Annotated in this window: 21 protein-coding genes; 6 read left to right on the top strand and 15 right to left on the bottom strand. The window is 69.7% G+C overall.

Translation table 11 applies throughout. The features are described from left to right. The first annotated feature begins 12 nt into the window (after positions 1-12). Positions 13-333 carry a hypothetical protein gene (locus CVV72_RS40795; RefSeq protein WP_219150094.1) on the top strand — a complete coding sequence of 107 codons (321 nt, stop codon included), beginning with the start codon at positions 13-15 and terminating at the stop codon, positions 331-333. Here the strand turns inward: CVV72_RS40795 and CVV72_RS40790 are convergent. Together CVV72_RS40790 and CVV72_RS40785 are read right to left on the bottom strand one after the other, a co-directional pair. Beyond that, positions 330-956: a DUF402 domain-containing protein gene (locus CVV72_RS40790; RefSeq protein ID WP_219150092.1), complete on the bottom strand. Its 627-nt coding sequence runs from the start codon at positions 954-956 to the stop codon at positions 330-332. The genes CVV72_RS40795 and CVV72_RS40790 overlap by 4 nt on opposite strands. Then, positions 949-1,803 (bottom strand): hypothetical protein, encoded by an 855-nt coding sequence (locus tag CVV72_RS40785; protein WP_219150091.1) that lies wholly within the window; start codon positions 1,801-1,803, stop codon positions 949-951. The genes CVV72_RS40790 and CVV72_RS40785 overlap by 8 nt, the downstream gene beginning before the upstream one ends. A gap of 133 nt (positions 1,804-1,936) precedes the next feature. On the opposite strand from CVV72_RS40785, the gene CVV72_RS40780 reads away from it, so the two are divergent. The 3 genes from CVV72_RS40780 to CVV72_RS40770 all read left to right on the top strand — a co-directional run bounded on the left by CVV72_RS40780 (position 1,937) and on the right by CVV72_RS40770 (position 6,203). Beyond that, positions 1,937-3,439 (top strand): leucyl aminopeptidase, encoded by a 1,503-nt coding sequence (locus CVV72_RS40780; RefSeq protein WP_219150089.1) that lies wholly within the window; start codon positions 1,937-1,939, stop codon positions 3,437-3,439. Positions 3,440-3,607: 168 nt separating this feature from the next. Continuing rightward, entirely contained in the window at positions 3,608-4,741 is a 1,134-nt protein-coding gene (locus CVV72_RS40775; RefSeq protein ID WP_219150087.1) for a nucleotide disphospho-sugar-binding domain-containing protein, read from the top strand. Positions 4,742-4,781: 40 nt separating this feature from the next. Further along, the gene (locus tag CVV72_RS40770) at positions 4,782-6,203 is read left to right on the top strand and encodes a cation:proton antiporter (protein WP_219150085.1); all 1,422 of its coding nucleotides are present in this window, start codon (positions 4,782-4,784) and stop codon (positions 6,201-6,203) included. A gap of 165 nt (positions 6,204-6,368) precedes the next feature. On the opposite strand, the gene CVV72_RS40765 is transcribed toward CVV72_RS40770, so the two are convergent. The 13 genes from CVV72_RS40765 to CVV72_RS40705 form a co-directional block, all read right to left on the bottom strand. Continuing rightward, positions 6,369-7,643 carry a class I SAM-dependent methyltransferase gene (locus CVV72_RS40765; protein WP_219150083.1) on the bottom strand — a complete coding sequence of 425 codons (1,275 nt, stop codon included), beginning with the start codon at positions 7,641-7,643 and terminating at the stop codon, positions 6,369-6,371. 116 nt (positions 7,644-7,759) lie between these two features. After that, positions 7,760-8,740 (bottom strand): DNA polymerase domain-containing protein, encoded by a 981-nt coding sequence (locus CVV72_RS40760; protein ID WP_219150081.1) that lies wholly within the window; start codon positions 8,738-8,740, stop codon positions 7,760-7,762. A 19-nt stretch (positions 8,741-8,759) separates the two neighbouring features. Then, positions 8,760-11,048 carry an excinuclease ABC subunit UvrA gene (locus tag CVV72_RS40755; RefSeq protein ID WP_219150080.1) on the bottom strand — a complete coding sequence of 763 codons (2,289 nt, stop codon included), beginning with the start codon at positions 11,046-11,048 and terminating at the stop codon, positions 8,760-8,762. A gap of 65 nt (positions 11,049-11,113) precedes the next feature. Continuing rightward, on the bottom strand, positions 11,114-12,238 hold the full coding sequence (locus tag CVV72_RS40750; protein WP_219150079.1) for an ATP-dependent DNA ligase: 1,125 nt from the start codon (positions 12,236-12,238) through the stop codon (positions 11,114-11,116). 62 nt (positions 12,239-12,300) lie between these two features. Next, the gene (cmdF, locus tag CVV72_RS40745) at positions 12,301-13,911 is read right to left on the bottom strand and encodes a tyrosine 2,3-aminomutase (RefSeq protein ID WP_034321446.1); all 1,611 of its coding nucleotides are present in this window, start codon (positions 13,909-13,911) and stop codon (positions 12,301-12,303) included. 352 nt (positions 13,912-14,263) lie between these two features. Beyond that, positions 14,264-14,998, bottom strand: coding sequence for a trans-aconitate 2-methyltransferase (locus CVV72_RS40740; protein WP_034324463.1), 735 nt, complete (start codon positions 14,996-14,998; stop codon positions 14,264-14,266). Positions 14,999-15,023: 25 nt separating this feature from the next. Then, complete coding sequence (locus CVV72_RS40735) at positions 15,024-16,166, bottom strand: DegT/DnrJ/EryC1/StrS family aminotransferase (RefSeq protein ID WP_219150078.1); 1,143 nt, start codon at positions 16,164-16,166, stop codon at positions 15,024-15,026. An 11-nt stretch (positions 16,167-16,177) separates the two neighbouring features. Continuing rightward, the gene (gene rfbB / locus CVV72_RS40730) at positions 16,178-17,173 is read right to left on the bottom strand and encodes a dTDP-glucose 4,6-dehydratase (RefSeq protein ID WP_219150077.1); all 996 of its coding nucleotides are present in this window, start codon (positions 17,171-17,173) and stop codon (positions 16,178-16,180) included. Positions 17,174-17,189: 16 nt separating this feature from the next. Further along, entirely contained in the window at positions 17,190-18,554 is a 1,365-nt protein-coding gene (locus CVV72_RS40725) for a nucleotide disphospho-sugar-binding domain-containing protein (RefSeq protein WP_219150076.1), read from the bottom strand. 110 nt (positions 18,555-18,664) lie between these two features. Then, a complete protein-coding gene (locus CVV72_RS40720) occupies positions 18,665-19,429 on the bottom strand; it encodes an FkbM family methyltransferase (RefSeq protein WP_219150075.1) in 765 nt (254 codons plus the stop codon). Between the two features lie 4 nt (positions 19,430-19,433). After that, positions 19,434-19,682: a phosphopantetheine-binding protein gene (locus CVV72_RS40715; protein WP_034324473.1), complete on the bottom strand. Its 249-nt coding sequence runs from the start codon at positions 19,680-19,682 to the stop codon at positions 19,434-19,436. Further along, complete coding sequence (locus CVV72_RS40710) at positions 19,672-21,060, bottom strand: FAD-dependent monooxygenase (RefSeq protein ID WP_219150074.1); 1,389 nt, start codon at positions 21,058-21,060, stop codon at positions 19,672-19,674. The genes CVV72_RS40715 and CVV72_RS40710 overlap by 11 nt, the downstream gene beginning before the upstream one ends. 102 nt (positions 21,061-21,162) lie before the next feature. Beyond that, positions 21,163-22,755: an MFS transporter gene (locus CVV72_RS40705; protein WP_219150073.1), complete on the bottom strand. Its 1,593-nt coding sequence runs from the start codon at positions 22,753-22,755 to the stop codon at positions 21,163-21,165. A gap of 149 nt (positions 22,756-22,904) precedes the next feature. Here CVV72_RS40705 and CVV72_RS40700 point away from each other — a divergent pair, with 149 nt between their 5' ends. Continuing rightward, a complete protein-coding gene (locus CVV72_RS40700; protein WP_219150072.1) occupies positions 22,905-24,239 on the top strand; it encodes an extracellular solute-binding protein in 1,335 nt (444 codons plus the stop codon). A gap of 11 nt (positions 24,240-24,250) precedes the next feature. Further along, on the top strand, positions 24,251-25,786 hold the full coding sequence (locus CVV72_RS40695; RefSeq protein ID WP_219150071.1) for an amino acid adenylation domain-containing protein: 1,536 nt from the start codon (positions 24,251-24,253) through the stop codon (positions 25,784-25,786). The last annotated feature ends 1 nt before the right edge of the window (position 25,787 follow it).

Here is a 25,787-nt window from a genome sequence, read left to right as displayed (position 1 = left end):
TAGGATGGCGGCGTGACGTACAACCAGATGCAGCCCGCCCAACCGGCCCACCCGGCCAAGCCCGCCGCCCCCGGCGCGGGGGCCGACGTCAAGACCTTCGCGACGGCCGTGCTGCTCACCTTCGGCACCGGCGTGCTGATGATGGACGGCTGGGCCCTGCTCGACAGCGGCTTCGGCGCGTTCCTCGGCCTGGTCGCCGGCGGTTTCGGCATCTTCTGGTGGAAGAGCATCCACGGCAAGGTGTTCCCGCGCGAGCTGTCCACCAAGTCGGTGGTCATCCTCACGGTGATCAACGTCGTGCTGGTGCTGCTCCTGCTCCTCCAGGTGAGCTAGAGCAACCCCTCGGGCAGGCCGGGCGCCGGCCAGTCAGGGTCCGGGCGGAAGTCGGTCCATGTCCCGTCGAAGGGGAACCGCCCGGCGTCCGCCAGTGCCCCGATCCGCTCGCCCTCGGCGCGCAGCCGCTCCAGCTGACCGGCGGTGATGCGGCCGGCGAGGACGGCCTCCTCCGCCTCGTCCTCGTCCTTCCACTGCCAGCGTCCACCGGGCTCGACGGCGACGTCGAGGATGCCGTCGATGCGGTCGGGACCCGACGGCGTGCGCCCCAGCGGGACTTCGAGGTTGACGTACCAGTTCAGGAAACGGCCGGCGGCGTCGAAGAACCACCAGACCGACGACCATTCGTCGTCGGCGATGCGGCGCAGTGTCGAGGTGTCGCGCCAGAGGTCGGCCACGCGCACCCTCGGCACCCGGAACCGCTCTTCCAGCGGCGCCTCGCGGAAGAGCCGCCCGTCGGCGAGCCTGCTGCCGACGATCGGGGTGTCCGCGGGCAGCCAGCCGAGCAGCACGGTGCCGTCGTCGGAGATGACGCGAAGTGGGTGGTGCTGGCCGATCGAGCCGTCCGGTCGCAGGAAGCGTTCGACGACCGTGTCGCCCGGGGTCCAGTGAGGATCACGCACGCCTTGAACGGTACCGACGGGCACGGAACCGTAGAACCAGTTCGGCGAGCGTTCCCACTCCCGCGAGCCCGAGGGCCACGACCGGCCCAGCGAAGACCGCCGCGACGGCCACGATCAGTCCACAAGCGAGTGTCGCCTTCGGACGTTCCGGGGAAAGCCGCTCACGGCCGTCGGTGAAGGCGTCCACCGCGACGGGAACGGTCGCCACGGCGGCCACGACCGTCAGCACCGGCAGCAGCGAGACCGCGTCGGCCGCGGCGAGGAGTTCACGGAACGACGTCGCCGAAAGCCCCAGCCGGACCGGTCCCAGCTGATAGAGCGCGACGGCGGTGATCGCGACGGCCACGGCGCCCACCGCGGCGGCGCGGCCCGCGCCGGGACGGCGGGGCAGCAGGAACGGCAGCAGTACCAGCACGGCGAGGCCGAGTCCTGGCACGGACGGCGGGTCCGGCGCGATGAACTGCGCCAGCGGCGGGATCCCGACGCAGATGGCGATCAGGGACGCGGCCGCGGCCAGCAGGAGGCCGGTGACCCAGCGGGCGGCGTGGTCGCCGAGGCGGACCCCGGCCAGGTCGGCGACGGCCACCACGACGGCGAACACCGCGGCGGCGGCTCCCGGCGCGGACGGGAAAACGTACTGGCCGAACGTCGTCGCGAAGACCAGGACCAGGCCCAGGCGCGAAACGGAGCCTGCGATCCGGTCGGGCCGGGTGTCGCCCACCGGCGGCAGCAGTGCCTCCGCCGCGACGGCGAGCACGGCCGCGACCACGACGGCGGCGAGTACCCAGTAATCCGCTCCGGAGGTGCCCGCCGCCAGTGCGATGAGCAGACCGCCAGCCAGCCGCACGCCGTCTCCCTTCCAGTGTCATCCAGTTTCCCGATCGGCCCCGCTGTTACCCCAGGTCCCGCTGTCATTAGCATGGCTCACGATCCAACCGGGCGGCCGCCCGGTACCACCGCGAACGCGCGAGGAGCCAGAAGTGACCGTGCCGAAGCTTGCCCTGACCGAGAACGCCGAAGCGGCGCTTGCCAAGACGCGCGCCGACGTCGTCGTCATCGGCACCCTGCAGGGTGAGGACGGTCTGGCACTCGCCGCCGGCTCCTCCGTCGCCGATGCCGCCTTCGACGGCAAGCTCGCCGACGTCCTCGGCACCCTCGGCGCGTCCGGCAAGGCCGACGAGGTCGTCAAGGTACCGACGCTGGGCAAGCTGTCCGCCGGTGTCGTGCTGGCCGTCGGCCTCGGCAAGGCGGGCGCGGACGGCGTCACCGCCGAGCAGGTCCGCCGGGGCGCCGGTGCCGCCGCACGGGCGCTGAGCGGGACCGACCGCGCGTTCGTCACGCTGTCGGCGATCGACCTCCAGGCCGCCGTCGAAGGCACCGTGCTCGGCGCGTACTCCTTCACCGAGTACCGCTCCGAGAAGGGTGACGGCCCGGTCGCCAAGGTCGACTTCGTGAGCCCCGAAGAGGGCGCCGCCAAGGACCACAAGGCGACGCTGAAGGCCGCCGGCCTGATCGCCGAGTCGGTCATCATCGCCCGCGACCTGATCAACACCCCGCCGAACGACCTGTTCCCGGCCTCCTTCGCCGACCGCGCGAAGACGCTGGCCGAGGCCAGCAACCTCGACTTCGAGGTCCTCGACGAGAAGGCCCTCAAGCGCAAGGGCTTCGGCGGCATCCTCGGCGTCGGCGGCGGTTCGGCGCGTCAGCCGCGCCTGCTGCGCATCGCCTACAAGCCCGCGAAGGCCTCGAAGAAGGTCGCGCTGATCGGCAAGGGCATCACCTTCGACTCGGGCGGCATCTCGATCAAGCCCGCCGCGAACATGGACCACATGACCTCGGACATGTCGGGCGCGGCCGCCGTGCTCGCCTCCGTGGTGCTGGCCGCGAAGCTGAAGTACCCGCTCGAGGTCGTCGCGCACATCCCGCTGGCGGAGAACCTGCCCTCGGCCACCTCGTACCGGCCGGGCGACGTGCTCAGCATGTACGGCGGCAAGACCGTCGAGGTGCTCAACACCGACGCCGAAGGCCGTCTCGTGCTGGCCGACGCCATCGTGCGCGCGGGCGAAGAGAACCCCGACTACCTGATCGAGACCTCGACCCTGACCGGCGCGCAGGTCGTCGCGCTGGGCAACCGCACCGCGGGCGTCATGGGCTCGGACGAGTTCCGCGACCGCGTCGCCTCCATCGCGCAGGCCACCGGTGAGGGCGGCTGGGCCATGCCGCTGCCGGAGGAGCTGCGCGCCGACCTCGACTCGCGCCTCGCCGACCTGGCCAACGTCACCGGGCACCGCTGGGGCGGCATGCTCGCCGCGGGCATCTTCCTGCGCGAGTTCGTCACCGAGGGCCTGCCCTGGGCGCACATCGACATCGCGGGCCCGTCGTTCAACACCTCCGGGCCGTGGGGTTACACCGGCAAGGGCGGCACCGGCGTGCCGGTCCGCACCATCGCCGCGGTCCTCGCGGACATCGCCGCGAACGGCTGATCCAGCCTCGCAGAACGTCCTGAGGGGGTCAGTGCCGTTCCGGCGGCGCCGACCCCCTCAGCGGCTTCCGTCCCGTTCCGGCGATCACATGTGACAGGGGGTTGCGGCCGGTCCGGGTCGCAACCCACAAGACGCGGGTGCCGGACCGCGAATGCGACCTTGATCGATGTGCGCATTGCCTTCACCGCGATCGGCCTGCCGGGACACTTCTATCCACTGGTGCCCCTCGCCTGGGCGTGCCGGGCGGCGGGACACGACGTCCTCATGGTCACCACGGACGGCTTCACCGCCGGGGCCGTCCGGTCCGGGCTGCCGGTCGCCTCGTGCGGACCGGCGGCGGACTTCGTCGACCTGGTGACCCACGGCGGGGTCCAGGACGAGGAGTACGCCAACGGGCGGGCGTTCGGCCGGATCGCCCGCCAGCGGCTTCCCCGCACCGAGCGGCTGCTCCGCGACTGGCGGCCCGACCTCGTCGTCAGCGAGCGCGCCGAATTCGCCGGCCCGATCGCGGCGCGCACCCTCGGCATCCCCCAGGTCGAATTGCACTGGGGCCGCGCGGCGCTGCCCCAGTACCGGATCGCCGCGGCCGACGAACTCCGGCACACGCTCGCCGCCAGAGGACTGGCCGGGCTGCCCGCCCCGCGCGCCTCGCTCAACCCGTGGCCGCCCGGGCTGCGGCTGCCCTACGCCGGCGGGCACCTCAGCGTGCGCCACGAGTCGTACAACGGTGACGCGCTCGTCCCCGGCTGGGCGCTCGAACGCCGCACCAGGCCCCGGGTCTGCATGACGCTCGGCACCGTCGTCCCCCGTATCGGCGAGGACGTCGTGTCGGCCTGGCATCCGGTCCTGCTCGCGCTGGCCGAACTGGACGTCGAACTCGTGGTCGCCGTCTCCGAGACCGTGGCGGCCCGCTGGCCCGCCCTGCCGGACGCCGTACGGCACTTCGGCTGGCTGCCGCTGTCCCAATCGCTCGGCGCCTGCGACGCGGTGATCCACCACGGCGGACAGGGCACCACGCTCACCGCGCTCGCCACCGGACGGCCGCAGGTGATGCTCCCCGTCTTCGACGACCAGTTCGACAACACGGAGGCCGTGGTGCGAGCGGGCGCCGGGCTGCGCCTGCTGCCGGACGAGGTGACCCCCGCCTCCGTGGCCGCCCGCACCGGCGAGGTGCTCGCCCGGCCCGGGTACGCGCGTGCCGCGGCGGACGTGGCCACCGAGATCGCCGCCCAACCGTCCACAGCGGACACCGTGCGCGTACTGGTGGATCTGGCGCGGGAGCCGCTCGGCCGCGCGGCCTGACCGATCGTCCCGCGGCGCACACGATGAGGGAGTGATGGGAATGTCCGAGCAACCGAGCACACGATCGCGGCGCGGCCGCGCGATCGCCGTCTACGGCCTGCTGGTCGTCGCGCCGGTGCTGCTGACGGTCGGCCTGCTCGTCGGCGGCGAAGGCGAGGGCACTTCCACGACCGCGGTGGAGACCGTCGCCGGGCACCCTCTCGCGCACCTCCTGCTCGCGATCGCGGTCGTGGTGGCGGCCTGCAAACTCGTGGGGGCGCTCCTGCAGCGGATCGGCCAGCCGCCGGTCATCGGGGAGATCGCGGCGGGCATCCTGCTCGGCCCGTCCGCGCTCGGCGCCGCTTGGCCGGAAGGCGCGGCGGCGCTGTTCCCGCCTTCGGTGCTGCCGGAACTGAACGCCCTCGCCCAGGTGGGGGTCGTGCTGTTCGTGTTCCTCACCGGCCTCGAACTCAACACCCGGCTGCTGCGCGGCAAAGGCCATCTCGCGGTGGTGGTCAGCCACGTCAGCATCGCGGTGCCCTTCCTGCTCGGCGTCGCGCTCGCGGTCTTCGCCTACACGCGGTTCGCGCCGGAAGGCATCGGGTTCCTCGCGTTCGCGCTGTTCTTCGGTGTCTCGCTGAGCGTGACCGCGCTGCCGGTGCTGGTCCGGATCCTCCAGGACGTCGGGCTGCTCCGTACCGAGGTGGGCGTCGTCGCGCTGACCTGCGCGGTGGTGGACGACGTCACGGCGTGGACGCTGCTCGCGGTCGTCGTCGCCCTCGTGACGGCGTCGTCGCTGACCGGTGTCGTGGTGACGCTGGTGCTGGCGGCGGTGTTCATCGCGTTCCTGCTCCTGGTGGCCCGGCCGCTGCTGGAACGGCTCGCGCGGCGCACTTCCGAGAGCGCCCTGCGCAAGCTGGCCCCGCTCGCGCTCGTCGGTGTGCTGCTGTGCGCGATGTCGACCGAATGGATCGGCGTGCACGCGATGTTCGGCGCCTTCATGTTCGGCCTCGTCTTCCCGCGCGACAACGCGGCGGAATCGTGGCTGCGCCAGAACACCGGCGGGCTGACCGCCGCCGTCCTGCTGCCGCTTTTCTTCGCCTACAGCGGTTTGCGGACCGACATCGGCCTGCTGGCCGACGGCGGGCTGTGGCTGTGGTGCGCCGCGATCGTGTTCGTGGCCGTGGTCGGCAAACTCGGCGGTGCCGCGATCGCGGCCCGCAGCGTCGGCGAGACCTGGAACCGTTCGCTGCAGATCGGCACGCTGATGAACTGTCGCGGCCTGACCGAGCTCGTGGTGCTGAACGTCGGGCTCCAGCTCGGTGTCCTGTCCCCCACGCTGTTCACGATGCTGGTGCTGATGGCGCTCATCTCGACCGCGATGGCCGCTCCGCTCGCGACGTGGTTCGCGCGACGGGAAGGGACGTTGGTGGAGGTGCCGCGGCAGCGGCGATCGAGCCGGCTTCCCGTACCGCGCCCCTGACCGTTCGCCAGCCCGTAACTCGCGTGATCAGAGCCGTAACTCGCGTGCTTGAAGGCGTAACTCGCGAGTCACGGCTTTGATCACGCGAGTTACGGCTTCAAGCACGCGAAGTACGGAAAGCGCGATGCCCCGTCGCGGGAGCGACGGGGCATCGGCGGGTCCGGCTCAGGCCGCGGCGGCGTCCCGCCACCGGCTCGAAACCACGCGAGGCGACGGGATCGGCACCACGAACCGGCCGCCCGCGTCCAGGAACTCGTGCTCGTTCGCGATGATCTCGTCGGCGTAGTTCCACGCCAGCAGCAGGTAGTAGTCCGGAGGCGTGTCCTTGGCCTCCTCCGGCGAGCACACCGGGATGTGCGTACCCGGGGTGAGCTTGCCCTGCTTGCCCTTGGTCGTGTCGGTGACGAACTCGATCTCCGCCGCGGTCAGCCCGCAGAACTGCAGCAGGGCACAGCCCTTCGACGGCGCGCCGTAGCCCGCGACCCGCTTGCCCATGGCGACCAGGCCGCGCACGAAGTCGCGGATGTGGTCGATCACCGACGCGGTGTTCGCCGCGAACTCCAGGTACGGCCGGTCGCTGTGCAGCCCGAGCGCGCGCTCGTGCCCGAGGATCGCCCCGACGGTGTCCCGCGTGGCCACCGGGCTGTCCTGGGGCGTGGCGAAGACGATGATCGACCCGCCGTGCACCGGCGCCCGCTGGACGTCGACGAGGCGGAGACCGTGCGAGGAGAACAGACGGTCCAAAGTGGACACCGAGTAGTACGAGAAGTGCTCGTGGAAGATCGTGTCGAACTGGTTCTCCGCCAGCAGATCCACCAGGTAGGGCACCTCGATGGCGAGGACGCCGTCGTCGGCGATCACCGACGTCACCCCGTCGAGGACGTCGTGCACGTCCGGGATGTGCGCGAAACACTGCCTGCCCAGCACGAACTTCGCCTTGCCGTGCTCGGCCGCGACCTGCGCCGCCGATTCGCGGCCGAAGAACGCGGCACGCGACGGGACGCCGTTCTCGTTGGCGATCTCGATCAGGTTGCGGGCCGGGTCCACCCCGAACACCCGCAGCCCGCGGCGCTGGAAGTAGGTCAGCTGGGTGCCGATGTTGCTGCCCAGCTCGACGACCAGGTCGCCCTCGGTGAGGCCGGCGCGCTCGTGCGCCCAGTCGACGATCCGCTCCATATGCCCGGCGATCAGCGCGGATTCCGAGGTCACGTAGACGTAATCGCTGAACATCACGTCCGGCCGGACCTCGTGCCGGATCGACATCAGCCGGCAGTCCCGGCACACCACGACGTCCAGCGGGAAGGCGGGTTCTTCGGGGAGCGGGTCCGTCGGCTCGAGGAAACCGTTCGCCAACGGGTGCGAACCGAACGAATAGACCTCGAGCCAGTCATCGGCGCCACACACCCGACAGGTGTCGATTGTCCTGATGACGTCCTGCATCGTGCCTCCTGATGGAAGTGATCGTTCGCCTGCTGGTGCTACGGGCTGTCTCCAGATCCATGGTCGTCCGCGCACGCGAAGGCGGCGTCTCCTGACCTGCCGAGGAAAGCGGCGGCTCAGCGCAGGTCGGGAAGGCCGGCGCGGTCGTCGCGCTCGGCCTGCTCCAGCAGCGGTGTCAGATCGTGGCCCGCCTCGTCCAGCCACGCGTGCCGGTCCCCCACGGCGGCGAAGCGGACGGGCATGGTGCGGATGTCGAAATCGGCGGGTTCGGCGTCGGCGAGTTCGTCCCAGGTCAGCGGGGCGGACACGAGGCCTCGCGCGGTGGGACGCACCGAGTACGCCGAACCGACCGTCGCGGCGACCTGGTTGTAGTCGAAGTACACCCGCGAACCGCGGTTCTTCTTGAACCACTCCATGGTGACCAGTCCGGGCCTGCGCCGGACGAGTTCCCGGCCCAGCGCGATCGCGGCCCGGCGGACGTCGGCGAAGGACCACTTCGGCGCGATGGGCACCAGAACGTGCAGGCCGCCCTTGCCGGAGGTCTTGGGGCCGGCGGTCATCCCGAACTCCGCCAGCAGCGCACGCAGCTCCTGAGCCACCTGGACGATGTCGGCGAACGTGCGTCCAGGACCGGGGTCCAGGTCGATCTGGAGCCGGTCCGGGCGGCCGAGGTCGCCTTCACGGACGGGCCAGGTGTGGAACGTCAGCGTGCCGAGGTTCGCCCCCCACACCAGCACCGCCAGCTCGGTCGGGCAGACCTCGTCGAGGACGATGTCGTCGTTCACCGGGACCCGGACCGTCCGGACCCACTCCGGCGCTCCCTTGGGAAGCCGCTTCTGGAAGAACGCCGAACCACGCGCCCCGTTCCATTCGGTGAGTTTGGACTCGGGCTGCACACCGCCCGGCCACCGTTCGAGGGTGGTCGGGCGGTGCAGCGTCGCCGTGAGCAGCCCGGCCCCGACCGCGACGAAGTACTCGATCAGTTCGAGCTTCGTCGCGCCGAGGTCCGGGAAGTAGATCTTGTCCGGATTGGACACTCGGACGGTGCGCTCGCCACCGGGCGAACGCACCTGCAGCTCAAGGTACTTGGCCGCCATGTCCGGGTGCCGCCTCCGATCAACCGCAGTGCCGCTTGAGGTGCTGTCCGGTCAGCGAGGTGCGGTGCTTCACCAGATCCGCGGGCTTGCCGGTGAAGACGATCTCGCCGCCGGCGGTCCCGCCCTCCGGGCCGAGGTCGATGATCCAGTCGGCCTGGCGGATCACGTCGAGGTTGTGCTCGATCACGATGACCGTGTTGTTCTTTTCGACCAGCGTACCGAGAATCCCCATCAACGTGTCCACATCGGACAGGTGCAGACCGGTGGTCGGCTCGTCGAGCACGAACACCGAACCCTCGCGGTGCAGTTCGTTCGCCAGCTTGAGCCGCTGGCGCTCACCGCCGGAGAGCGTGCTGAGCGACTGGCCGAGGCTCAGATAGCCGAGGCCGACCTCGACCAGCGCCTTCAGCTTCGGCGCCAGCGCGGGCTCGGTGAAGAACTCGGCCGCTTCGGAGATCGGCATCTCCAGCACGTCGGCGATCGACTTGCCGCGCAGCTCGTGTTCGAGCACCGCGTCGGTGAACCGGCGGCCGCCGCAGCTCTCGCACTCGCTCGTCACCGGGTCCATGTACGCGAGTTCGGTGATGATGACCCCGCGGCCCTCGCACTCCTCGCAGGCGCCCTTGGAGTTGAAGCTGAACAGGCCTTCCGAAACCTTGCCCGCCTTGGCGAACAGCTTCCGGATGCCGTCCATCACGCCGATGAACGTCGCCGGCGTGGACCGCAGCGAGGCCGAAATCGGCTTCTGGTCCACGAAGATCGCGTCCGGGTACTCGGCGAGGAAGACCTGCTCGACGAGCGTCGACTTGCCGGATCCGGCGACGCCGGTGACCACGGTGAGCACGCCGGCCGGGAACTCCACCGACACGTTCTTCAGGTTGTGCAGCGCGGCCTTCTTCACCGGGAGCTTGCCCGTGGGGGTGCGCGGCGTCGTGTTGAGCTTCGTGGGCGCGCTCAGCGCCTTGCCGGTGGCCGTCGACGACTTGCGCAGCGCGGCGACCGTGCCCTCGAAGACGACCTCGCCACCGTGCACACCCGCGCCGGGACCGAGATCCACGACGTGGTCGGCGATCGCGATGACGTCCGGGTCGTGCTCGACGACGAGGACGGTGTTCCCGCGGTCGCTCAACGCCTTCAGCAGCGCGGTGAGCCTGCCGACGTCGTGCGGGTGCAGGCCGGTGCTCGGCTCGTCGAAGATGTAGAGCATGCCGGTCAGGTCGCTGCCGAGGTGACGGACCAGCTTCAGGCGCTGCGCCTCACCACCGGAGAGGGTGGAGGTCTGCCGGTCGAGGGTCAGGTAGCCGAGACCGATGGCGGCCATCCGCTCCAGGCCGACCCGCGCGTTGTCCGCGATGGCCTTCACCGTCGCGCCGGTGAGCTTCCCGAGCAGTTCGATCAGCTCGTCCACCTGCAGTGCGGCCCATTCGGCGATGTTCTTGCGCTGGATCTTGGTGGCCAGCGCGGCCGCGTTGAGCCGGGTGCCGCCGCACGAGGCGCATTCGCCGTCGGTGACGAACTGCTTGACGGTCTCCCGTTTGCGCTCGCTCAGCGTGCTGATGTCGCGCTTGAGGTAGAGCCGGGTGAACCGGTCTTCGAGACCCTCGTAGTTCGTGGCGAAGGAGGTGTTCTTGGTCTTGACCGTGACCTTTCCGCCGGTGCCGTGCAGGAAATCTTCCATTTCCTTCTTGGTGAACCGCTTGAGCGGCTTGTCCGGGTCGTACATCCCGGAGTTCGCCCAGATCTGGAAGTCCGGGCCACCGACCTTGTATTCGGGGAACAACACCGCGCCGTCGTTGAGGGACTTGGAGGTGTCGAGCATCCGGTCGAGGTCGAGCCGCACGGATTTGCCGAGCCCGTCGCAGTCCGGGCACATGCCCTGCGGGTTGTTGAACGAGTACTGCGAAGGCCGCCCGTGTTCGGGGTCGGCGTGCCGGGCGAACAGGGTGCGCAGCACGGGAAGGATGTCGGTGATCGTGCCGACCGTCGAGCGCGCGCTGCCACCGAGGGGTTTCTGGTCGACGAGCACCGGCGTACCGAGCCGCTCCACCGCGTCCACCGCGGGCCGCTCGTACCGCGGCAGCTGGTTGCGGATGAACCAGGGGAACGTGCTGTACAGCTGGCGCTGGGCCTCCACACCGATGGTGTCGAACACCACGGACGACTTGCCGGAGCCGGAGACACCGGTGAAGACCGTGATCTTCCCGGTCGGCACGGACAGGGTGACGTCCTTCAGGTTGTGGACACGTGCGCCCGATACGCGGATCTCCTCGCCGGCCGAGGACGAGTTCGTTCGTTTGGTGCCACTCACTATTATCCCCAATCCAGTTTATAGTCGCCAGGCAACTATGCCGCGAACGGGGATTCGGGACTTCTCTATTCGTGCCGTATCGGACGATTCGCCCCGATCACCCGATCGAGATCGATCCGGACGGGCCTTTCCAGCTGCGAGTACCGGCAGGATTCCGGATCGCGGTCCGGGCGCCAGCGGACGAATTGGACGGGATGCCGGAACCGGACGCCTTCGAGATAGTCGTACCGGACCTCCACCACTCGTTCGGGCCGCAGCGGCACGAACGTCGGGTCCTTCTCGCGGTTCCACCGGCTCGCGCCCTGCCCGAGTCGTTTGCGTTCCTCGATGGTGTCGGCCATCCACCCCCAGGGATGCCGGTCGAAATCCGTGACGAGCGGCTGGAGTTCTTCGAACAGTTCCTCGCGCCGGGCCATGCTGAACGCGGCCGAGACGCCGACCGGGGCCAGGCCGTCGACGAGGGTCACCCACTGTTCGAAACCCGCCCAGGCGCCGATGTCGTCGTACAACGCCAGCAGCAGCGAACCGATTCGGTCCGAGCCCGATTTGTGCACTCGGTAGCCGGCGACGACACAGTCCGCGGTGCGGACGTGCTTGATCTTGGCCTGTACCCGTTTGCCGGGCAGATAAGGCTGATCCGGGTCCTTCGCGATGATGCCGTCGATACCGGCGCCTTCGAATTCGGCGAACCACCGGCGTGCCTGGTCGATGTCCCTGGTCGCCGGAGTCACGTGGACCGGCGGCCCCGCGCCGGCGAGCGCCTCTTCCAGCCGGGCTCGGCGGATTTCGAACGGTTCTTCACGGAGGTCGGTGTCGCCGAGGGCGAGCAGATCGAAGGCCACGAAGGACACCGGCGTGTCCTCGCTGAGCTGCTTCACGCGGCTGGCCGCCGGATGAACCCGTTGCTGCAGCGCGAAAAAGTCCAGCCCCTGCCCGTCCTCGGCGAACACGACCGCCTCGCCGTCGACCACACACCGCTCGGGTAGCTGACGGCGCGCGGCCTCGACGAGATCGGGGAAGTACCGGGTCATCGGCCGCTCGCCCCGGCTGCCGATCTCCACGTCGTCCCCGTCGCGGAACACGATCGTGCGGTAGCCGTCCCATTTGGGCTCGTAGAAACAGCCCTCGGGGATCGCGGTCAGCGGCCTCGCGAGCATCGGGGCGACCGGAGGTCCGAAGGGCAGCGCCATGGCGGCGATTCTGCCCCCGCGGTCCGCCTCCGGCCACTCCGGTCGTGCCCCGATGCCGCGCCTCAGCGCAGTTCGACGCCCGCGGACTCGACCGCTTCGAGGAACTCGCCCCGCGCCAGCGCGGCGGCGACGGCCTCGATGTCGTCGGCCATGTAGCGATCCTGGTCCAAGGTCGGCACCAGCTCGCGCACCTTCTCGTAGGTGGCCAGCGAAGCCGGGCTGAGCCCGTCACGCCGTCCGGAGATGTCGACCGCCTGCGCGGCCGCCAGGAACTCCACGGCCAGGATGTACTGGTTGTTGGCCAGCACGCGGCGCGCGTTGCGGGTGGCGATCAGGCCCATGCTGACCACGTCCTGGTTGTCGCCGTTGGACGGCACGCTCTGCGTGCTGGCCGGGGCGATCGTGCGGTTCTCCGCCACCAGCGCCGTCGCCGGGTACTGCGCGCCGGCGAAACCGCTGTTGAGGCCGGGGTCGCCGGCCACCAGGAACTCCGGCAGACCGTAGTTGAGGTGCCGGTTGAGCACCCGGTTGGTCCGCCGCTCGGAGAGCACGCCGAGCTGGGTCAGCGCGATCGTCGTGTAGTCCATGACGAACGCGACCGGCTGGCCGTGGAAGTTCGCGCCGTGGAAGATCTCCTGGCCCTCGAAGAACAACGGGTTGTCGTTCGAGGAGTTCAGCTCGACGCGCACGGTGTCCGCGGCGTGGTTCAGCGTGCTGCGCACCGCGCCCAGCACCTGCGGGATGGCCCGCAGCGAGTACGCCTTCTGGAGGTACACCTGGGTGCGGGCGACCCCGTCACCGGTCTCGTCCGCGCCGGCGGCGACCTGGTCGCGCAGTCGGGCGTGCTCGACGGTCAGCTTGCTGCCGCTGGTCAGCGCGCGCATGTTGGCCGCGGTGTCGATCTGGCCGGGGTGCGGGCGGGCCAGGTCGTGTCCCTCGGCGAGGAACGGGCTCTTCGACCCCTGCAGCGCCTCCACGATCAGCGCCGTCACGATCTCGGCCTGGCGCAGCTGCGCGAAGGCGCGGTCGAGGACGAGCGAGCCGACCCCGGTCATCGCCGACGTGCCGTTGATCAGCGCGAGGCCTTCCTTGAACTTCAGGCTCAGCGGCTCGATACCGCGCTCGCGCAGCACCCGGCCGGTGGGGACCTTGCCGTTCGGGCCGAGCACGTAACCCTCGCCGATCAGGGTGGTCGCCACATGCGAAAGCGGCGCCAGGTCACCGCTCGCGCCCAGCGAGCCGATCTCCGGGATGGCGGGGACGATGCCCTCGTTCAGGTACAGGGCGAGCCGCTCCAGCACCTCGGGGCGGACCGCGGAGTAGCCGCGGGCCAGCGCGTTCAGGCGCGCCGTGACGATGGCGCGGGACTCGTCCTCCGCGAACAGCGGACCGACACCCGCGCTGTGGCTGCGGACCAGGTTGGTCTGCAGCTCGGTCTCCTTGGCCGTGGAGACCAGCATGTAGATCATCTCGCCGTAGCCGGTGGTCACCCCGTAGATCGGGATGTCCTGGCGGGCGATGTCCTCGAAAACGCGGCGGCTCTTGGTCGCCTTGGCCAGTGCCTCCGACGTGACCTCGACCGGGCTGCCGTCCTCGGCGATCTTGCGCACACCCGGGATGTCGAGCGTCTCCCCGTCGATCTGCACAGGCACCGCAGTCTCTGCTGTCGTCACTTGTGTTCACCTTTCGTCGCTCGGGTCCCGCATGGTCGCCGCGGTGTCGCCGCCTGGTCTCTCCGGCGCCCTCACCACTACGGTCGCACCGGGACTCGTCATGGGTCTTCTCTAGCGTTGCGTGAGTTTTTCCTTGTCAGGACACGGTTTCGCCCCGGTCGCGCGTCGGGCGCGGCCGGGGCGAATGGGGTTGGCGGGCGGGGTGAAGGGGCTTTCCCCGCATCCGACGCGGGGGAAGCCCCCTTCACCCCGGGCTTCGCGGGGCTGGGGTTCGTGGTGTGTCGCGAAAGCCACTTTCGCGACATCTGACGTCCCGAAAGTGGCTTTCGCGACGCCCGTCGCGAAGCCCTGTTTACTTGCGCACGCCGACGAACAGCCCCGGCGCGTTGGCCCGGCCGTCGGACAGCTGGAGCGGGTCGGAGAGGAACTCGACCGTGCAGCCGGCCCGTTCGAAGGCGAGTTCGTACTCCTCGCGCGTGAACAGGCTGGTCACCAGCTCGTCGGTCCAGGCCCGCATGCCTTCGGGTTCCGAGACGGTGAACCGGATCTCCATCCGCGTGGTCAGTCCCTCGCGCACCGACCTGGTCAGCCGCGAGACGACCCGGCGGTCCTCGCGCACCACGTGCCCGCCGACGTAGCCGTCGATGAAGTTCTCCGGGAACCACCAGGGTTCGACCACGAGCACGCCGCCGTGGTCGAGGTGCTCCGCCATCCGCGCGACGGCCTTGTCCAGGTCGTGGCTCGACAGCATGCAGGCGACCGCGTTGCCGATGCAGATCAGCGAGTCGTACTTCTTCCCGAGGTCGAAGTCCCGCATGTCACCGGGGTGGATGTCGATGTCCGGCAACCGCAGCTGCGCGAACTCCCGCATCGCCGGCGCGATCTCCACCCCTTCGACCTCGTCGAACAGCCCGGCGAGCCGTTCGAGGTGGGCACCGGTCCCGCAGGCCACGTCGAGCAGCGTCGCGGCGCCCGGCTTGCGGTCACGGATCAGCGCGGCCAGTTCCTCGGCCTCGGCCCCGAAATCCTTGCCCCGGCTGCGGAAAACCAGGTCGTACAGTTCGACGTGATCGTGCCCGTATGTCATGTTCGCTCCCTGTTCTCGGATCGGGTCAGCCGTGAGTCCGGTCCCGCACGGCCCGTGCGAGCGTGTCGACGACCCGCCCGATATCGCTGTCGCTCAGCGCCTGGTGGATCGGCAGGCACAGGGTCGAGGCCGCGGCCTTCTCGGCCGAGGGCAGTTCGGCGTCCGAACCATAGGCGTCGACCTTGTGCAGCAACTGATAGCGGAACGTGGTGTAGATCCCCTCGTCGAACAGTTGCCGCGCCACGGCGTCGCGGATCGCCGGATCCATCTGCACCCAGTAGATGTAGTACGAGCTCTCGTGCCCGTCCGGCAGCGGCGGCGGGGTGCGGAGCCCCGGCACCTCGGCGAACGCGGAATCGTAGAATTCCGCGATCAGCCGTCGCCGTTTGACGAAGTCGCGGAGCTTGGCGAGCTGCGTGGTTCCGACGGCCGCCTGGACGTCGTTCATGATCGACCGCCGGGAGAACGAGGAGACCTCGAACTCCCACCACCGCGTCTGTGTCCGGTGCGCCTCGGAGAAACCGCTCGACTGCGCCATTCCCAGGTACGCGCGTTTCGCCGCCTCGGCCGTGACCGCGGGGTCCTTCGCGTACAGGATCCCGCCGTCCAGCGCGACGGCGATCTTGCCCCAGTCGAAGCTCCACGCCGAGATGTCGCCGAAGGTCCCGACCGCCTTACCGTCCACAGAGGACGATTGCGCGTTGGCCGCGTCCTCCATGAGCCAGATTCCGCGTTCCTGGCACAGCTTCGCGATCTCCACGATGTGCCCCGGCCGTCCGCCGTAGTGCAGCAGCAGGACGCCGCGGGTCTTCGGGGTCAGGCAGCGTTCGATGTCCTCGACCGTCGGGTTCAGCAGCTCGGGATCGACGTCGCAGAAGACCGGCCGGGCACCGTGCGCGGCGACGGCGTTGGCCGCGCCGACGAAGTTCACCGTCGGCAGCACCACTTCGTCGCCGGGACCGATGCCGAACAGTTCCATCGCGAGGAAGGTCGCCTCGGTACACGAATTCGTCGAAGTGACGTGCGAGCGTCCGACGCCGAGGTGCGCCGCCCAAGCCTCTTCGAACTCCGCGACCTTGCTACCGCGCCCGATCCAGGAGGTCTTGAACACCTCGCCGACGGCGGCCAGTTCGTCGTCCCCCAGCGACGGCTGGAAGACGTTGATCATCTTCGGCTCCATCACGCCGCCCTGGTGACGGTGGCGTCGGCCTTCAGCGGCTCCCACCAGCTCCGGTTGTCGCGGTACCACTCGATCGTCGTCGCGAGGCCGTTCTCGAACCGGACCCGCGGCTCGTAGCCGAGTTCGTCGCGGATCTTGGTGATGTCCAAGGAATAGCGGCGGTCGTGCCCGAGCCGGTCCGGCACGTGCCGCACCCGGTCCCAGCCCGCGCCACAGGCCTCGAGCAGCCGCTCGACCAGACCGTTGTTGTCGAGTTCGGTACCGCCGCCGATGTGGTAGACCTCGCCGGCGCGACCGCTGTTCAGCACCATCGCGAGCGCGCGGCAGTGGTCCGAGACGTGCAGCCAGTCACGGACGTTGCGCCCGTCGCCGTAGAGTGGGATGGACTTCCCGTCGAGGAGATTGGTGATGAACAACGGGATCACCTTCTCTGGATACTGGTAATGCCCGTAGTTGTTCGTGCACCGGGTGACGATGACGTCCAGCCCGCGGGTGCGGTGGAACGCCAGCGCCAGCAGATCCGAACCGGCTTTCGCGGCGGCGTAAGGGACATTCGGGTCCAGCGGTGACTGCTCGGTCCACGAGCCCGAGTCGATCGAGCCGTAGACCTCGTCGGTCGAGACGTGCACGAACCGGCCGACGCCGTGCCGCTGCGCGGCCTCCAGCAGCAGCTGGGTCCCGGCGACGTTGGTCTGCACGAACTGCGCCGCGCTCACGATCGAACGGTCGACGTGGGTCTCGGCGGCGAAGTGCACGATGGCGTCGTGCCCGGCGACGATTTCATCCACCGCGTGCGGATCGGCGGTGTCCCCGCGGACGAACCGGTATCCCGCCGCTTCGGCGACCGGAGCGAGATTGGCCAGATTCCCCGAATAGGTCAGTTTGTCGAAGACGGTGATCTCGGCCTCGGAAAGCCCCGGCAGTTCGCCGCGCAACGCCGCGCGGACGAACTCCGAGCCGATGAATCCGGCCCCTCCGGTCACCAGGATCCTCATGTCGCTTCCTCTCGTCTCAGGCGCGGTTCTCGGCGGTCAGCCGTTCCAGGACACCGACGATCTCCGTCGGCCCGGGCGTGGCCAGCCAGCCCCGCCGCAGAGCCGCCGCGCCTTCGGCGTGGGACGGCTCCTCGATCACGCGGCGGACGCGATCCCGGATCTCCTCCGCGCTCTGCTTCTGGTGATCGATGCGAAAACCGGCGCCGTGCCGGGTGACCACCTCGGCGGTCTCGGTGGCGGTGAGCTGCTTCTGGCAGTCGAACCGCCATTCGATCCCGTCTTCGGTGGGCTTCCCGTAGCACCGGACGGGCTCGTCGGTGTCGCAGATCAGTTGCGGCACCCCGAACGCCGTCGCCGAGGCGAAGGTGCCGGTCGAGCCGTGATGGATCAGCGCGGCACAGGTCGGCAGCAACTGGTTGAGCGGGATGTAGTCCACGGTGCGGACGTTCGACGGCACGCCTGCCGGGCGGTCGGCGAGCTGGTTCTTGTCGAGGGTGGCGATCACGTCGACGTCGAGATCGGCGACGGCGTCGAGCAGCTTCGCCGTCCGGCCCCAGTCGCCCTTCATGAACTTGCGGACCGAAACCCCCAGCGACAGGCCGATCCTCGGCCGATCGGAAGGAGTGTGCAGCCAGTCCGGCGCCGGCGCCGCGCCGTTGAACGGCACGTTGCGCACCGACACCGACGGGACCCGGCTCGGCAGCCGCAGGCCGTCGGGGAAGGGATCGACCGTCCACTGGCCGAGCAGCAGCTCCTCGTCCAGGGTGAGGCCGAAGTGCTCGGCGAGCGGCCGGACGGTCGCGGTCAGCGGATCCTCCGGCACGTCGACGCCTTCGGCCCGCCTCCGCGCGATCCGGTCGAGCACGAAACCGGAGTAGTCGGGGGCGTTCAGCACCCGTGCGTGCGCCGCGCCGGAAACCCGCGCCGCCACGGCACCGCCCGGGAGCCACGGATCCCACAGCACCAGATCCGGCCGCCACTCGACGGCGAAGTCCACCAGCGCCAGCACGTCCTGCCGGGGCTTCGGCGGATGGTAGTCACGAGCCGCGAGCACCTGGAAGCAGTGGAACATCTCCCAGACGTGGAGGCCGGCGGCGTCGAGGTCGAGCACCTCGGAGAACCGCTCGGTCTCCGCCTCGGTCGGCAGCAGGTCAAGCCAGCCCGGATGGCCGCGGTCGTGCACCGCGAGCGGCTCCGGCTCCCCGCACACCGCCGGGATCAACCCGGTGGCCGTGACCACCCGGTCGAAATCGACCGAGGTGATCCCGGTGTCCTGCCCCGACGGTGCGGCGATGCGCACCTCGTGTCCCGCCGCCTGGAGCGCCCAGGCGTAGGAGACCAGCGGCAGGAAATGCGCCGGTGCGGGGAAAACGCAGAACATCACCCGCATCGTGTTCCCTTTCCGTGTCAGAACTGTTGTCGCACAAGCATTCCTGCTCTATCCTCGGACAGGAGCACCCGTCGGGACGTCTCCACGTTTGCGGCGGAGACTCAGACCGGTTTCGTCGCGTAGATCATGAAGATGTCGGACGCCGAAAGCTCGGTCTCCTGCTCCGTCTCGCAGGTGAAACCGCGTTCCTTCAACAGGGTCAGGACCTGATGCAGCCGATCGTCGAAGTCGTGGATCTCCATGACGACGTTGCGGATGCGGCCCCAGTCCGGCTCCTCGATCCCCGCCAGTACTTCGATCTCGCTCTTCTCCACGTCGATCTTCAGCAGATCGACGTGGTCGACCGCGTGCTCGCGGATCAGCGCGGACACCGTGGTCGTCCGGCAGTCGATGTAGGACAGCTTGTGCCGGGACTCGGCGACCGCCTCGGCCTGAGCCGGGGAAAGCCCCCGCTCCACCAGGAGACGGCGCGCGAGTTCCGTCTCGCTGTCCTGGTCGGCGTAGAACCCCGACTCGGCCGTGGCGTTCGGGTAGTAGCCGAGCCGCCGCGTGCCCTCCCGGTCGGCCAGCGCGACGTTGTGCGTGACCCCGCCGCGCACGTGCCTGCGGAAGTTCTCCGTCAGCGCGGCGAACGGCTCCGGCGCGGGCTCCGCCGCGACGATGAACGCGTCCGGGAAGGTCTCCGCGAAGAACATCGAAGCCATGCCGATGTTGGCCCCGATGTCGAAGATCACTTCCGGCGTGGGATTCGGGAACCCGTCACGGAGATAGGACCGCTCGACGAAGATCTCCCGGTAGAGGAACGCGGCCTCGCCCGGATCGACCTGCGCGATTTCCCACCCGTTGGGCAGCCTTCGCAGCGGCATGCCGTCACGCCGCTTTACGGCTGCGGGAAAGCACGTCCTGGGTGAACGTGGCGAGATCCGGGTCCTCGAAGAGATCGCCGATGTCGAGGGAGACACCGAACTCCGCCTCGATCCGCTCGACGACGAAGACCGCGGTGACCGACTGCCCGCCCAATTCGAAGAACGTGTCCTCCTGGCGGATCTCCTGGACGTCCAGCACGTCCTTCCAGATCGCCTCGATCCGACCGGCTGCGCTGACGTTCTCACTGGTCATTTCTGCTCCCACTTTCGACGTGTACCTGCTCGGAGACGGGCGACCGCCCGGTATCGGCGGCCGGCTTGGAATTGCGAAGGACACGGAGGATCATCGACGGGCGCATCAGCGCCTGCGGCGGATCCACCAGACCGGCGACCCGGAAGAAGGCCTCGGTGACCCGGGGATCGCGCGTCGCCGCGGTGTGCAGCTTGCCCATGAACGCGTTGCCCATGCGGACCTTCAGCGTGCGCGGTCCTTCCACACCGGGGAAGTTGAGGTCACCGCCCGCCGAGATGTCCCACGGGGAGTCGATCAGCGGCGCGATCGCGCGGAAGAACTGGATCGCGTCCGGCTCGATCCCCTGGCCGAGCTGCTCCCGCAGCACCGTCGCCTCCAGCGCGGCGACCGTCATCCCCTGCCCGTAAACGGGGTTGAAGCTGCACACGCCGTCGCCGATCACCAGGAACCCGCGCGGGAACTCGACCAGCCGTTCGTAGCGGCGTCGCACGCTGGCCGGGTACTTGAAGGTGACCGGGTCGTCCAGCGGTTCCGCGTGCTTGACGGCTTCGTAGATCTCAGGCGCGGCAAGGGTTTTCGCGAAGGCGAGGAACCCTTCGGGGTCGGTGGGCGGGTGGTCGCCGAGCATCCCGGTCAGCGACAGCATCGAGCTGCCGTCGTGGAGCTTCGGGAAGAACCCGCCACGCGGATTGTCGAGCGAGGCCACCGGGTTGATGGAAAGGTCCGCGCCGTACGGATCGGAGTTCAGCAGGAACCGCCGGGTCGTGTACGCGAGGTTGATGACGATGCGATCCTCTTCGGGCGGGGCGAAACCCAGTTCCTTCAACCAGACCGGCGACCGTGAGCCGCGGCCGGTCGCGTCCACCACGAGGTCGGCGGCGAGTTCCTCGATCTCGCCGTCATCGCCGGCGATCGTCACCCCGATGATCCGCCCCTGGCCGCCGGTGCGCAGGCCGCGCACGGCGAACGGCGTCTTGAAGCTGACCTGGGGCAGCGCCGCGACCCGGGTACGCACGTGGGACTCCAGCACCGGACGGGTCGACGAGACGCTCATCAGCCCGGACCGCGCCGGCGCCAGCCGCTGCCCGTTGAAGTACCACCGGAGATCACCCGCGAGGTCACCGGCGGGCACGTTGGACGCGGCCAGTTCCCCGTCCAGGCCGGGAAAGAGCTCCTGCAGGATCTGCTGTCCCTTGGCGAGCAACGCGTGCGCGTGCCGCCCCTGGGGCACACCGCGGCGTGCCCCTTCGACTCCCTCGACGTCGTCCCGGTCGACGATGACGACACTCCGGTAGGACTCCGACAGCACCCGCGCCGTCAGCAGTCCAGCCATGCCAGCGCCGAGCACGACGGCCCGGTCTCCGATCAGTTGCCCCATCCGGATTCGCCTCCACCCTTGGCCGTTCGACCGGCCGTTCCTTGGTCCGGGCAGACTTCACCCGCGATACCGTGCCCACTTGGTCGTGCTGTCGCCGTCGGCTCAGCCGCGGGTCGGCACCGAGTCGGGCGACTGGCCCGCCTCCACCTCGTCCCCCGCTTCGGTCCCCGCCTCTTCGTGGTCGACGGGCCGGACGTTCCGAAGCAGGAAGGCGGCGAGCGCCCCCAGCGCGAGGAAGAGGAAAACACTCAGCCCGGCGATGGTCGTCAGGCCGCTGGTAAAGGCTTCTCGCGCGGAATCGAGCAGCGAAGCCCCGACGGCGGGCTCGAGCTCGCCCGCGACGGTGACGGCACCGCTGATGCTTTCTTCCGCCGCACCCGCGGCCGGCGCGGGAACGCCGTCCGGGATGAGCAGGGTGCTGCCGTACACGGCCGCGCCGATGCTGCCGAACACGGCGATCCCGCCCGCGACACCCAATTCGCCACCGGTGGCCGAAAGCGATGCCGCGGAACCCGCCTTCTCCGGCGGGGTCGAATCCATCACGAGGTGGTTCAAGAGCGCGGAAGCCGGCCCGACACCGAGGTAGCCGACGCTCACGCCGATCACGAGCAGCGCCAGCCCGTCGGCACTGTCCACTTGGGTCAGCAGGAACTGTCCCACCGCCGAGACCGCGAGCCCGGCGGCGAGCACGTAGCCCGGCCGGAAGCGCTGGGCGAGCTTCGGCGAGACGTTGATGCCGATGACGAGCGCCGCGTTCGGGACGAGCAGCCACAGCCCGGCCTGCAAGGGTCCGAATCCCTCGACGGTCTGCAGATACAGCGCGATGTACAGCCCGGTGCCGCTCTGGACGGCGCCCACGATCAGCCCGATCAGCACCGCCGCGCTCAGCTGGCGGTTGCGGAAGAGTTTGAGATCCAGCAAGGGATCTTCGAGCCTGCGCTGGCGGAGCACGAACAGGGTCGCGGCGGTCGCGCCGATGACGATGGCGACGATCGGCAGCACGACACCTGCGCCCGTCCTGGTCAGCTCCTTCAGGCCGTAAACCAGCGGCAGGATCGCCAGCAGGGACAGCGCCACGCTGCCGAGGTCGATCCGTCCCGACTCCGGTGCGCGGCTTTCCGGCAGCAGCAGCGGTCCGGAGATCAGCAGGATCGCCAGCAGCGGCACGGCCATCAGGAACACCGAACCCCACCAGAAGACCGAAAGCAGGATGCCGCCGACGACCGGGCCGAGCGCGACGCCCGCCATGAAGGCCGTCCCCCAGATGGCCATCGCGACGCCCATCTGCCGCGGCACCTGGAACATCGTGCTGATCAAGGCCAGCGTCGACGGCAGCAGGGTCGCGCCGGCGAAACCGAGGATCGCCCTGGACACGATCAGCATCTCGGGGCTGCCGGAGAAGGCGGCGAGCACCGACGCGGCACCGAACCCGGTCGCGCCGATCAGCAGGAGCTTGCGCCTGCCGATGCGGTCACCGAGCGTGCCCATGGTGACCAGGAAACCCGCGATCAGGAAGCCGTAGATGTCGGTGATCCACAGCTGTTCCGTGGCGCTGGCGCCGAGATCGGCGGCCAGATGCGGGAGCGCGAGGAAGAGGACGCTGATGTCCAGCGAAACGAGCATGGTCGGCAAGGCCAGGACGGCGAGGCCTATCCACTCGCGGCGCCCGGCGGCTCGGGGGGCAGCTGTATCCATAGTCACTCCCCCACTATGGGCGCGTCGTCCGGCCGCCCGCACCTTCAGACTTGCGGCTCCGTCCGGCCTGGTCCGCAAAGGAAAAGTAGCCCCGAACAGGTGAGAACGTATGTGCTGGAGCGGCAGCGTAATCGCACTTGGAGGGATACATGCGCCCGATCCGCAGAACGCCGGACGGCCGCGTCGTCGTGCGCGTCTGGTTCGCGGACTACCCGTTCCAGACCTACGACGGCAGGCCGTTCCTCGATCCCGTCCGGGATCGAGCCGAGGAATTCGGCCGGGCGCACCCGGACTACCTGATCGAGGTGACCGGGCATCCCTTCCCCGCGATGGCGGAGGAGGTCGCCCGCGCCGCCGAACCACCCGACGTGGCCGGCTATTACGCCAGCGCGAGCAGGCTCGCCCTCGACACGCTCGACCGGGATGGCCTGCCGATGTTCACCTCGGTGGAGCGCGCGGTCGCCGGACGCGAGGAGATCCTCGGCGAACCGGTCGTGCTGAACGACCTCGAACCGGCCTTGCGCGATGCCTACACCGGGAGCGGCGGGGAACTCGTGTCCCAGCCGTTCAGCGTGACCACTTTCCTGTTGTACGCCAACATGGATCTCTTGCGCGCGGCGGGCATCACGGAGATTCCGCGCACCTGGGCCGAAATCGCGGCCGCCTGCCAGAAGATCGGCCCCGGTTCGATCACCTGGCCGATCCACGGCTGGCTGATGCAGCAGGCCGTCTCCGCCCAGGGCGGGGTGTTCGCCGACAACGGGAACGGCCGCGACGGCCGCGCGAGCCGGGTCGGACTGGACTCACCGGAGATGCTGGCGTGGGTGGACTGGTGCCGCCGCCTGCACAAGGACGGGCTCTATCACTACACCGGGACCCAGGGCGACTGGATGGGGAACTTCCAGGCGTTCGCGAGCGGCCGGACGGCGTTCGTCGTCGATTCGTCGAAGGCGGCGTGGGATCTCGTGCGGACGGGACGCGACCAGGGCTTCGAGGTCGGCGTCGGCCCGATGCCGCGCAACGAAAACGCGCCTTACGCCGGGAATCCGGTCTCGGGTGATTCCCTGTGGCTCGCCAGGGACATCGACCCGGTCACCCGGGACGGCGCGCTGGCCTTCCTGCAGTATCTCGCCAATCCGGTCAACGCCGCCGCCTGGCATCGCGCGCACGGTTTCGTGCCGGTCACCGAGACCGCGGACTTCCTGCTGGCGGACGAAGGCTGGTTCACCGAACACCCGTACCAGCGCGCGGGCACCGAGCAGCTCCGGGCCGGCGACGGCTCGGCCGCCGCACGAGGACCGATCATCGGCCCGTCGGCCGGGGTGAACGCGGCGATGACGCAGGCGCTGGAGGACGTGCTCGTCCGGGACGCCGTTCCGGCCGAACGGTTCCGGCAGGCCACCGAAGAGGCACAACGGCTGCTCGACGACTACAACGCCGACTGCGACGTGCCGCGTACCCCTAGTTCCCTTTCGATCGGCTGAGAGCGGGCGAAATGGTGTCCGAACTGGTCCACGAGCTCGTCCGCGCCCACGCCGACCGGACCCCGGCGGCCGCGGCGATCCACTGGGAGGGCGGGAATCTGTCCTATCAGGAACTGGTGGACCGCGCCGACGCGGTGACCGCCGCCCTCGGCGGCACCGACGAAGCGGTCGCGGTCCGCCTGCCGCAGGGGGAGACGCGGATCGCGGCGCTGCTCGGCGTGCTCGGCGCCGGCGCGCACCTGTCCTGGCTCGGCACCGGCGACCTCGGCGAGCGGGGCCGGGTGATCCTCGGCGATCTCCGCCCGGCGTACCTGCTGATCGACGGCGACGGCGCGGACGACGCGCTGGCGTCGTGGTACCGGGACGAGTGCGGCGGCAAGCTCGTCGACGCCGGCGGGCTCGGCACCGAAGGGCTCGCCGCACCATCCACAGTGGAACCATCCGGGCGGGCCTACGTCGCGCACACCTCCGGGTCGACCGGCGTGCCCAAGGGCGTACCGCAGACGCACGCCGCGTTCGCGCAGTTCACCACCTGGTTCGCCGCGGAGTTCGGCATCGGTCCGGGCTCCCGGGTCGCGCAATGGGTCACCCCGGAACACGACCCGGCGCTGATCGAACTCTTCGCCACCTTGGTCGCGGGCGGAACCGTCCATCCGGTCCCGGAGGGCGTCCGGGCACATCCGGTGAAACTGGCGGAATGGCTGGGAGACAACGGGATCACGCATCTCCAGACGATTCCCAGCTTCGCCGCCGAGATCGTGCGCGCGATCGAAAAGCACGACCTCGCCGCCCGGCTGACGTCGCTCGGGCAGTTCGTGCTCATGGGCGAAGCCGTGTCCGGCGACCTCGTGCGCGGGCTCCGCGCGGCACTGCCCGCCGCCCGGCTGGTCAACCTCTACGGACCGACCGAGACGATCGCGGCGACCTGGCATCCGATCACCGAGCCGGACACCGAGGCCGTCCCGATCGGGCGGGCCATCCCCGGACGGCGGATCCTCGTCGTCGACGAGCACGACCGGCCCTGCCCCGACGGCGTCACCGGCGAGATCGTCGTGCTGAGCCCCTACGTCTCCCCCGGCTACACCGGCGCCGCCGCCGACCGGGACGCCGCCTTCCGGCCGCTGCGCACGGAATCCGGGCTCGACGAAGGCATCCGCACCTACCGGACGGGGGACCTCGCCCGCCGCCGCGCCGACGGCGCACTGGAGTTCCGCGGCCGCAGCGACAACCAGGTCAAGGTCGCGGGCCATCGCATCGAGCTCACCGACATCGAACTGACCCTTTCGGCGCAGGCGACGATCGTCGAATGCGCCGTCGTCGCCAAGACCGACCACCACGGCCTGGCGGCCCAGCTGGTCGCCTATGTGGTGCCCGCGCCCGGCGCGGCACCGGACGGGCGGCCACCGCGGGCTTGGCGGACGGCACTGCGTGAACGGCTCGGGCGGGACATGCCGCCGATCCTGTTCACGGTCCTGCGGGAACGGCTCCCGCGCAACGCCATCGGCAAAGTCGACCGGCGGCGACTCCCGGCACCAGAAAGGCGATGAA

The sequence above is a fragment of the Amycolatopsis sp. TNS106 genome, from assembly GCF_019330265.1.
GTDB lineage: Bacteria > Actinomycetota > Actinomycetes > Mycobacteriales > Pseudonocardiaceae > Amycolatopsis > Amycolatopsis lurida.
This window is presented reverse-complemented; position numbering and strand designations above follow the sequence as displayed.

What these genes read in the sequence shown, in the direction of transcription:
- CVV72_RS40715 (WP_034324473.1), bottom strand. Translation starts at nt 19,682, where the DNA reads ATGACCAGTGAGAACGTCAGCGCAGCCGGTCGGATCGAGGCGATCTGG.
- CVV72_RS40770 (WP_219150085.1), top strand. Translation starts at nt 4,782, where the DNA reads ATGTCCGAGCAACCGAGCACACGATCGCGGCGCGGCCGCGCGATCGCC.
- CVV72_RS40700 (WP_219150072.1), top strand. Translation starts at nt 22,905, where the DNA reads ATGCGCCCGATCCGCAGAACGCCGGACGGCCGCGTCGTCGTGCGCGTC.
- CVV72_RS40720 (WP_219150075.1), bottom strand. Translation starts at nt 19,429, where the DNA reads ATGCCGCTGCGAAGGCTGCCCAACGGGTGGGAAATCGCGCAGGTCGAT.
- CVV72_RS40695 (WP_219150071.1), top strand. Translation starts at nt 24,251, where the DNA reads ATGGTGTCCGAACTGGTCCACGAGCTCGTCCGCGCCCACGCCGACCGG.
- CVV72_RS40735 (WP_219150078.1), bottom strand. Translation starts at nt 16,166, where the DNA reads ATGATCAACGTCTTCCAGCCGTCGCTGGGGGACGACGAACTGGCCGCC.
- CVV72_RS40740 (WP_034324463.1), bottom strand. Translation starts at nt 14,998, where the DNA reads ATGACATACGGGCACGATCACGTCGAACTGTACGACCTGGTTTTCCGC.
- CVV72_RS40705 (WP_219150073.1), bottom strand. Translation starts at nt 22,755, where the DNA reads ATGGATACAGCTGCCCCCCGAGCCGCCGGGCGCCGCGAGTGGATAGGC.
- CVV72_RS40760 (WP_219150081.1), bottom strand. Translation starts at nt 8,740, where the DNA reads ATGGCGGCCAAGTACCTTGAGCTGCAGGTGCGTTCGCCCGGTGGCGAG.
- CVV72_RS40765 (WP_219150083.1), bottom strand. Translation starts at nt 7,643, where the DNA reads ATGCAGGACGTCATCAGGACAATCGACACCTGTCGGGTGTGTGGCGCC.
- CVV72_RS40710 (WP_219150074.1), bottom strand. Translation starts at nt 21,060, where the DNA reads ATGGGGCAACTGATCGGAGACCGGGCCGTCGTGCTCGGCGCTGGCATG.
- CVV72_RS40750 (WP_219150079.1), bottom strand. Translation starts at nt 12,238, where the DNA reads ATGGCGCTGCCCTTCGGACCTCCGGTCGCCCCGATGCTCGCGAGGCCG.
- rfbB (WP_219150077.1), bottom strand. Translation starts at nt 17,173, where the DNA reads ATGAGGATCCTGGTGACCGGAGGGGCCGGATTCATCGGCTCGGAGTTC.
- CVV72_RS40725 (WP_219150076.1), bottom strand. Translation starts at nt 18,554, where the DNA reads ATGTTCTGCGTTTTCCCCGCACCGGCGCATTTCCTGCCGCTGGTCTCC.